Source organism: Streptomyces adustus (assembly GCF_009377175.1).
In the GTDB taxonomy this organism is placed as follows: Bacteria; Actinomycetota; Actinomycetes; order Streptomycetales; family Streptomycetaceae; genus Streptomyces; species Streptomyces adustus.
Map to the genome: position 1 here is coordinate 1 of NZ_VJZD01000337.1, position 8,363 is coordinate 8,363.

General features: G+C 72.4%; 8 protein-coding genes. 4 read left to right on the plus strand and 4 right to left on the minus strand.

Annotation, left to right across the window (positions count from 1 at the left end):
* Window positions 1-266: 266 nt before the first annotated feature.
* Window positions 267-536, plus strand: a complete 270-nt coding sequence (locus tag FNH09_RS42340) for a hypothetical protein (protein WP_152895182.1) — start codon at window positions 267-269, stop codon at window positions 534-536.
* 152 nt (window positions 537-688) lie between these two features.
* Here FNH09_RS42340 and FNH09_RS42345 read toward each other — a convergent pair whose 3' ends face one another.
* Complete coding sequence (locus tag FNH09_RS42345) at window positions 689-1,489, minus strand: ferritin-like fold-containing protein (protein ID WP_162469925.1); 801 nt, start codon at window positions 1,487-1,489, stop codon at window positions 689-691.
* Window positions 1,490-1,980: 491 nt separating this feature from the next.
* Here FNH09_RS42345 and FNH09_RS42355 point away from each other — a divergent pair, with 491 nt between their 5' ends.
* Both FNH09_RS42355 and FNH09_RS42360 read left to right on the plus strand, forming a co-directional pair.
* A complete protein-coding gene (locus FNH09_RS42355) occupies window positions 1,981-4,428 on the plus strand; it encodes a DEAD/DEAH box helicase (protein ID WP_152895185.1) in 2,448 nt (815 codons plus the stop codon).
* An 83-nt stretch (window positions 4,429-4,511) separates the two neighbouring features.
* Window positions 4,512-5,381, plus strand: a complete 870-nt coding sequence (locus FNH09_RS42360; RefSeq protein ID WP_162469926.1) for an alpha/beta fold hydrolase — start codon at window positions 4,512-4,514, stop codon at window positions 5,379-5,381.
* Window positions 5,382-5,407: 26 nt separating this feature from the next.
* Here the strand turns inward: FNH09_RS42360 and FNH09_RS42365 are convergent, their stop codons facing one another.
* Complete coding sequence (locus FNH09_RS42365) at window positions 5,408-6,307, minus strand: NYN domain-containing protein (protein WP_162469927.1); 900 nt, start codon at window positions 6,305-6,307, stop codon at window positions 5,408-5,410.
* A 224-nt stretch (window positions 6,308-6,531) separates the two neighbouring features.
* Between FNH09_RS42365 and FNH09_RS47945 the strand changes: the two genes are divergently transcribed.
* The gene (locus tag FNH09_RS47945; RefSeq protein ID WP_152895186.1) at window positions 6,532-6,684 is read left to right on the plus strand and encodes a hypothetical protein; all 153 of its coding nucleotides are present in this window, start codon (window positions 6,532-6,534) and stop codon (window positions 6,682-6,684) included.
* 124 nt (window positions 6,685-6,808) lie between these two features.
* Here FNH09_RS47945 and FNH09_RS42375 read toward each other — a convergent pair whose 3' ends face one another.
* Together FNH09_RS42375 and FNH09_RS42380 are read right to left on the minus strand one after the other, a co-directional pair.
* Window positions 6,809-7,414 (minus strand): MarC family protein, encoded by a 606-nt coding sequence (locus FNH09_RS42375; RefSeq protein WP_152895187.1) that lies wholly within the window; start codon window positions 7,412-7,414, stop codon window positions 6,809-6,811.
* A 59-nt stretch (window positions 7,415-7,473) separates the two neighbouring features.
* Window positions 7,474-8,331, minus strand: coding sequence for a PHP domain-containing protein (locus tag FNH09_RS42380; protein ID WP_162469928.1), 858 nt, complete (start codon window positions 8,329-8,331; stop codon window positions 7,474-7,476).
* Window positions 8,332-8,363 lie beyond the last annotated feature (32 nt).

Below are 8,363 nucleotides of genomic sequence, written 5' to 3' on the forward strand. Positions count from 1 at the left end.
ATGTCGCCGGGCCCCTCTCCCGTTGTGTCCGCCTTCCTGTCGTGTCCACGGGCGTCCGGCGCGGAGTACGTCACCGGCGGCCGTAACCGGCTGTCGGCACGGTGTTCGCCCGGGCTTTCCCCGCACGATCCCGGTACCGTCTCCGGCCCGCGTCCCCCGGCACAAAGGGAGCACAACCGCCTCACAGGGGGGATTGCATTCCGCAGGTCACGGGTATGACGGGCTACGACCGTGGTGCACGGTACGGCCGCCCGGAGGGACTCGACATGATCTTGGAAGCGCTCGCTTCCGCCATGCTCGGCGTGGCGCTCGCGTGGGCGGCGGACCGCCGCTTCTCCCACCGTCTGCCGAACCGGGCCTTCGTCTTCGCGACCGGCATCGCCGGAGCGCTCTTCGGCGACTTCATCACCCACAGCGCGGTGGGACCCGACAGCCTCCTGCCGAGCCTGCTCGGTGCGGCGGTCGTCTCCACCGCCTCGCTCTCGCTGCTGCTGCGCCCCGCGGGAAGACTCCGGCGGCGGTCGGCACCGGCATGACCGCCGACCAAGCCGACGGCCGCCGGGAAATCCACGGGAACGACAACCACGGACAGGACCGGGGCCAGGATCCGGGCCAGGGCGGGCGTCAGGAGCGGGACCAGCGTCAGGACCAAGACTGAACGGTCCTGACGCCCCGGCCGGGACGGGCCCTAGGCGGCCAGGCCCAGCGCGGCCATCCGCTTGGTGTGCGCCTCGGTGATCCGGGAGAACATCCTGCCGACCTCGGCGAGGTCGAAGCCGTCCGCGACCCCGCCGACCAGCATCGTCGACAGCGCGTCCCGCTCGGCGACCACGCGCTGGGACTGGGACAGGGCCTCACCCATCAGCCGGCGCGCCCACAGCGCGAGCCGTCCGCCGACCCGCGGGTCGGCGTCGATGGCCGCGCGCACCTTCTCCACGGCGAATCCCGCGTGCCCGGTGTCGTCGAGGACGGCGAGGACCAGTTCGCGCGTGTCCGCGTCGAGACGGGCCGCGACCTCACGGTAGAAATCGCTGGCGATCGAGTCGCCGACATACGCCTTGACCAGCCCCTCCAGCCAGTCCGAGGGCGCCGTCTGCCGGTGGAACCCGTCCAGCGCGGCGACGAACGGCTCCATCGCCTCGGTCGGCTCGGCACCGATCTCGGTGAGCCGGTTGCGCAGTCGCTCGAAGTGGTGGAACTCGGCCGAGGCCATCTTCGCCAGCTCCGCCTTGTCCGCGAGCGTCGGCGCCAGCTTGGCGTCCTCCGCGAGCCGCTCGAACGCCGCCAGCTCGCCGTAGGCCAGCGCGCCGAGCAGATCCACGACGGCCGCCCGGTACTGCGGCTCGGCGGAGGCCCGCGCCCAGTCCTGGGCCGCGATCCCGGTGCGCTCGGTGGATCCGGCGGACTGTGCGGACCCGGTGGGTTCGGTGGACTCGGCGGCGGTCTCGGGGGCGTTCTCGGGCTTGTCAGAGCTCGTCATGAAGCGCACAATAGCCCGCCCGCCGCCGGACGGAAGTCCCTGGTCATTCAGTAGGACCACAACGACGCGGATCGGTGTGACGGTGACTACGTGACCGAATCGGCCATCACGTGTGCGCGATTCCGGGGTATGGTGGTAATGCGCCTGCTGGTACTCAGCCGTACCTCGACAGGCCGCACGTATGAGGATGCCCGGTCGGTGGCCCGATCGGCTCCGACCCGACAGCCCTCCCTGACCGTACGGCACTGATGCGTACGACGATCGGAGGGAACCCTCAGCGGTTCGAGCGCTAGAGCGTCGGCAGTGGTCCCGCGCCCTTCGGTCCGCCCATAAGGCGGCCGACGTCCCCGGCACGGTACACGACCCCCGCGCTCGCCTCGCACCGCCCACACAGAAGAGGCAGCACCCTGACTACGACGTTCCGAGAGCTCGGGATCCTTCCCGAGACAGCCGAAGCCCTTGAGGCCGTCGGCATCATCAACCCCTTCCCCATCCAGGAGATGACGCTCCCCGTCGCCCTCACCGGCACCGACGTCATCGGCCAGGCCAAGACCGGCACCGGCAAGACGCTGGGCTTCGGCCTCCCGCTCCTCGAACGCGTCACCGTTCCCGCCGACGTGGAGGCCGGGCGCGCCAAGCCCGAGGACCTCACCGAGGCGCCGCAGGCGCTCGTCGTCGTCCCCACGCGCGAGCTGTGCACGCAGGTCACCAACGACCTCCTGACCGCGGGCAAGGTGCGCAACGTGCGCGTCCTCGCCATCTACGGCGGCCGGGCCTACGAGCCCCAGGTCGAGGCCCTCAAGAAGGGCGTCGACGTCGTCGTCGGCACCCCGGGCCGGCTGCTGGACCTCGCGGGACAGAAGAAGCTCGACCTCCGGCACGTGAAGTCGCTCGTCCTCGACGAGGCCGACGAGATGCTCGACCTGGGCTTCCTGCCCGACGTCGAGAAGATCATCAACATGCTGCCGCCGAGGCGTCAGACGATGCTGTTCTCGGCGACCATGCCGGGCGCGGTCATCGGCCTGGCCCGTCGCTACATGTCGCAGCCCACGCACATCCGCGCCACCGCGCCGGACGACACGGGCGCGACCGTCGCGAACATCGCGCAGCACGTCTTCCGCGCGCACTCGATGGACAAGCCCGAGATGGTCGCCCGCATCCTCCAGGCCGAGGGCCGCGGACTGGCGATGATCTTCTGCCGTACCAAGCGCACGGCCGCCGACATCGCCGAGCAGCTCCAGCGCCGCGGCTTCGCCTCCGGCGCGGTCCACGGCGACCTCGGCCAGGGCGCCCGCGAGCAGGCGCTGCGCGCCTTCCGCAACGGCAAGGTCGACGTCCTGGTCTGCACCGACGTCGCCGCGCGCGGCATCGACGTCGAGGGCGTCACCCACGTCATCAACTACCAGTCCCCCGAGGAGGAGAAGACGTACCTGCACCGCATCGGCCGTACCGGCCGCGCGGGCGCCAAGGGCATCGCGATCACCCTCGTCGACTGGGACGACATCCCGCGCTGGCAGCTGATCAACAAGGCGCTGGAGCTGGACTTCAACGACCCGCCGGAGACGTACTCCACGTCCCCGCACCTCTTCGAGGCACTGAACATCCCCGCGGGCACCAAGGGTGTGCTGCCGCGGACCGAGCGCACGCGCGCCGGGCTCGACGCGGAGGTCCTGGAGGACCTCGGCGAGCCGGGCGGCCGCGCGGCGCGCGGTCGTGGCGGCCGCGGTGAGCGTTCCGACCGGGGCGGCGACCGCAGCGAGTCCCGTCCGGCCGACAACGAGCGTCCGGCCCGTACGCCGCGTCGCCGCCGCCGCACCCGTGGCGGTACGCCGCTGGACGCGACGCAGCCGGTGGCGTCCGAGGCGAGCACCGCGCCCGCGGTCGAGCAGACGTCCGTGACGGAGGAGGGCACCGCCGCGCGTACCCCGCGCCGGCGCCGCCGCACCCGCGGCGGTCCGGGCCCGGAGGCGACGCCGGCCACGGCGACGGCCACCGAGTCCCCGGTCGCGGAGACCGCCGCCGTCGCGGTCGTGGAGGACACGGTCCTCGACACCCCGCAGGCCGTGGAGCGTTCGCGCCGCCGCCGCACCCGAAGGTCCGCGGAGGCGCCCGCGGCGGTGGAGACGCCGGTGACCCCGGTCGAGACCGTCCAGGTCGCCGAGTCGGCGCCGGCCGAGTCCGTCGAGGCGCCGGTCACCACGCCGCGTCGCCGTACGCGCAAGGCCACGGCTGCCGTGGAGACGGCCGCCGACTCCGCGCAGACGGCTGTCGACACCGCGGAGGCGACCGAGGCCAAGCCCCGCCGCACCCGCAAGACCGCCGCGGCACCGGCCGAGACGGCCGTGGACACCGCCGAGGCCACCGAGGCGCCGGCCGCCGCGCCGCGTCGCCGCACCCGCAAGGCCGCCGAGCCCGAGACGACGGCCCCGGCCGACATCCCGGCGCAGACCGCGCAGGACCCGGAGCCCAAGCCGCGCCGCACCCGCAAGACCGCGGCGACCAAGGCCACGGCGGCAGCGGCCGAGGCAGCCGTGGACACCGCGGAGGCGACCGAGGCCAAGCCCCGCCGCACCCGCAAGACCGCCGCCACCGCGACCGCCCCGGAAGCGACGGACACGGCGGACGCCACCGAGGCCAAGCCGCGCCGCACCCGCAAGACCGCGGCGACGAAGGCCACGGCAGCAGCGGCCGAGGCAGCCGTGGACACCGCGGAGGCGACCGAGGCCAAGCCCCGCCGCACCCGCAAGACCGCGGCGACCAAGGCCACGGCGGCAGCGACCGACATCCCGGCGCAGACCGCGCAGGAGCCGGAACCCAAGCCGCGCCGCACCCGCAAGACCGCGGCGGCCGCGCCCGTCGCCGAGGCGGAGGGCGCGGAGCCCGAGGCCAAGCCGAGGGCGCGTCGCACCCGTAAGGTCGCGGCCTCGGCCGACCCCGCGGAGAGCTGAGCCGAACCCGAATGCCCGGTCCACCCCGGTGGGCCGGGCATTCGGCGTTCCCGCGCCCGTGCGGTTGCCGATAGCCTCGGCCCGTGACCGACCCCACCGCCTTCGACACACCCCCCGGCGCTCGCGCCTACCCGTTGCGCACGGCGCGCGGCGAGTTCGCCGTCGTCGACATGCCCGCGGCCGACGGAGCCCAGGCGCGGGGCATCGCCCTGATGCTGCCCGGATTCACCGGCAGCAAGGAGGACTTCAACCAGGTGCACGCGACGCTCGCGCGGCGTGGGTACCGGACCGTCGCCGTGGACGGGCGCGGGCAGCACGAGTCCGACGGACCGGCCGAGGACGAATCGGCCTACGAACAGGGCGAATTGGCGCGGGACGTGCTGGCGCAGGCCGAAGCGCTCGGCGCTCGCGTCCACCTCGTCGGGCACTCCCTCGGCGGCCAGATCGCGCGCTCCGCCGCCCTGTTGGACCACTCCCCCTTCCGTACGCTCACCCTCGTCGCCTCGGGTCCCGCCCGGATCTCCGCCTCCCAGGAGGCGCGCGTGACGCTGCTGCGCGAGGCGCTCGCCGTGATGACGATGCCCGAGGTCTGGGAGGCGATCCAGGCCATGGGTCCGCCCGAGGAGGTCGGCGGCCCGGCCCGCGGCCCGGGCACCCAGGAGCAGTTGCGGCGCCGCTGGCTGAGCACCAAGCCCGCCCAACTCCTGGCTACAGGACGGCAGTTGTGCAGCGAACCGGACCGGATCGGCGAACTCGCCGCCCTGCCGCTGCCGTTCCACGTCCTGTCGGGCGCCCGCGACGACACCTGGCCATTGGCCATCCTGGACGAGATGGCGCAGCGGCTCGGCGCGCACCGGACGGTCGTACCCGGCGCCGAGCACTCGCCGAACGTGGACCGGCCGCTGCCGACCGCCGACGCCCTCGCCGACTTCTGGGACCGGCACCCGCACTAGGGCGTGTCCGTACCGGCCGGCCCCCGCTAGTACTGCGTCTGCAAGTGCTCCCAGAAGCCGTCCCGCAGGGCGCGCCGCAGGTCCGACTGGCCGCGCAGCGAGTACGCGAGGAGCTGCTCGGCCTCGACCAGCAGGTCCTGGTCGACCGAGCCGGGGAGGTAGGGATGGCCGGGCAGCAGGTCCACCAGGGCGTCCCGGCCCCGCGCCGCCAGCCACTTCGCCGCGATCTGGGCGCCCACGAAACGGACGTCCTCGCGCGAGGGCCGGGCGGTCGCCGACGACGGCTCGTAGCTCGCGGCGGTGCGCCGGGACACGTACGGCTTGAAGAAGTCGAGGTCGAGCGTGCGCTGGCTGTCGACCTCCCACAGGAGGGGCTCGGCCTGGTTGCGGCCCTCGGGGGCCTCGATGCCCCACAGGTGCACCCGGGCGCCGTACCCCTGCGCCGCCTCGACGGCCGACACCAGGTCCTCGTCCCCGCCGAGCAGGGCCGCGTCGCTGATGGCGCGGTGCCGGGCGAGCGACTCCAGGTCCGTACGGATCAGGGAGTCGACCCCCTTCTGCTGGTTGTTGGCGTTGAGGTTGCCCAGGCGCACCTTCACGTCCGGCAGCTCCGCGATGGACTGCTGCTCCGCGGTGTGGATGCGGCGCCGGGCGCCGTCGTACCAGTAGACCCGCAGCAGCCTGCTGTCCGCGAAGATCGTGCGGGCGCGGTCGATGAGCGCGTCGATCAGGCCCTCGGCGTCGAGGTCGAAGGACCGGCGGTCCTCGGTCCCGGCCACCAGCCGGCCGGCCGCCGCGTACAGGTATCCCGCGTCGACGAAGATCGCGTGGGTCGAGGGCGTCTTCGCCACCTCGGCGAGCATGCGCTGGAGCAGTTCGTTCGTACGGTCGATGCGGGCGGTCAGGTCCGCGAGGTCGTCGTTCATCGCGCCCATTGTCCCGGCGGTCACGCTGCGAACACAACCGGTCCCATTCAGTCTCCACAAACCCATTTACCGGTCAGTAGTTAGACGTTCGAAAAATTTCTTTAGCGTAGGGAATGTCTGTAACACGCAGCGCGTTGACTAGGTACAGAACAGGGGGACAGACGCCCCTGCTCATACCACCAAGTAGTTCTCCTCAGGAGGATGACCAGACGAAGGGGAAGCCCATGCGCTTCGAAATCCTGCGACTCGACGACATCGACGGCACGCCCGTGGACTGCACCGTCGTGGACGCCGCCTCCGTCAACGGGATCGTTCAGCAGGCCGCCGCCATCGGGCAGCGCCTGTGGATCCGTCCGGCCGACACCACGGCCTCATAACGCGCGGATCACCATCCACAGATTTCAGAGCCCCGTGGGGCGCCGGAACGACCGGCAGCCCACGGGGCTTTGTATACGTTGCCGCGACATACGTTGCCGCGTCCGCGGACCCGGCCGGGCGGCCTCAGCCCGCCCGGATCACCTGGGTGACGCCGTTGATGATCTGCTGCACGGCGATCGCGGAGAGCATCATGCCCGCGAGCCGGGTCACCAGGACCACACCGCCGTCCTTGATCACCCGGATGATCAGCAGCGAGTACCGCATGACCAGCCACAGCACGACATGGATGGCGAGGATCGCCGACCACACCGAGACCTGCGAGGCCACGCTGTCGGCCTTCTGCACGGCCAGGATGACGGACACGATCGCCCCCGGGCCCGCCAGCAGCGGCATGCCCAGCGGTACGAGCGCCACGTTGACGTCCTTGGTCTGCTTGGGCTCGTCGGTCTTGCCGGTCAGCAGGTCGAGGGCGATCAGCAGGAGCAGCAGCCCGCCCGCGATCATCAGCGCGGGCACGGAGACATGCAGGTAGTCGAGGATCTGGTGGCCCAGCAGGCCGAACACGGCGATCACCCCTCCGGCCACGCACACGGCCTGGAAGGCCATGCGCTTCTGCACCTTGCCGGGGCGGCCGGCGGTCAGGGCGAGGAAGATCGGGGTGATCCCGGGGGGATCCATGATGACAAAAAGGGTCAGAAAGAGAGAGCCGAAGACAGCGACGTCGAACATGCGTGAGGAAGCCTTGCGAAAAGTGGACAGACGGGTGGGACAGGGCGCGAGGACGATCCTCAGGCTCCGCCGGTCCCCGGCACGGGGAAGGCCCCGGTCGCCCGCCGGGTGATCTCCCCGTAGACGTCGGGGTGGGTGGTGTACTCGCCGAGCGCGACCGTCTTGCGGCTGCCGTGGTAGTCCGAGGACCCGGTGACCAGCAGGCCCAGGTCGGCGGCCAGGCCGCGCAGCCGCACCCGCGTGTCCTCGTCGTGGTCCATGTGGTCGACCTCGATGCCGTCCAGGCCGGCGGCGGCCAGCTCGGCGATCGTGGACTCCGGCACCGTGCGGCCGCGCTTGGCGGCGGCCGGGTGGGCGAACACCGTGACTCCCCCGGCGCCCTTGACCAGCCGGATCGCCTCGAACGGATCGGTCTCGTGCTTCTCCACGAAGGCACGGCCGCCGTCGGCCAGCCAGTCCTGGGTAAACGCGTCACCCACGCTCGGTACGACGCCCAGCTCGACGAGCGCGGTCGCGACATGCGGCCGCCCGACGGAGCCGTCGCCGGCGATCCGCGCGACCTGCTCCCAGCTGACCGGCACGCCCAGCTCGTTCAGCTTGGCGATCATGCCCTGGGCCCGCGGCACCCGGTCGTCGCGCACCAGCTCGCGCTCGGCGAGCAGGGCGGGCTCCTCGGGATCGAAGAGGTAGGCCAGCATGTGCATGCTGACCCCGTCGACCCGGCAGGACAGCTCGGCGCCGGTGACCAGCGTGAGCCCTCGCGGCAGCGCGGCGATCGCCTCCGCGTACCCGCGGGTCGTGTCGTGGTCGGTCAGCGCGACGACGTCCAGTCCCGCCGCGGCGGCGGCGCGCACCAGCTCGGCGGGGCCGTCCGTGCCGTCGGAGGCCGTGGAGTGGCAGTGCAGGTCGATGCGCACGACGCGAACTCCAGACGGTGACGGGGCGGGCG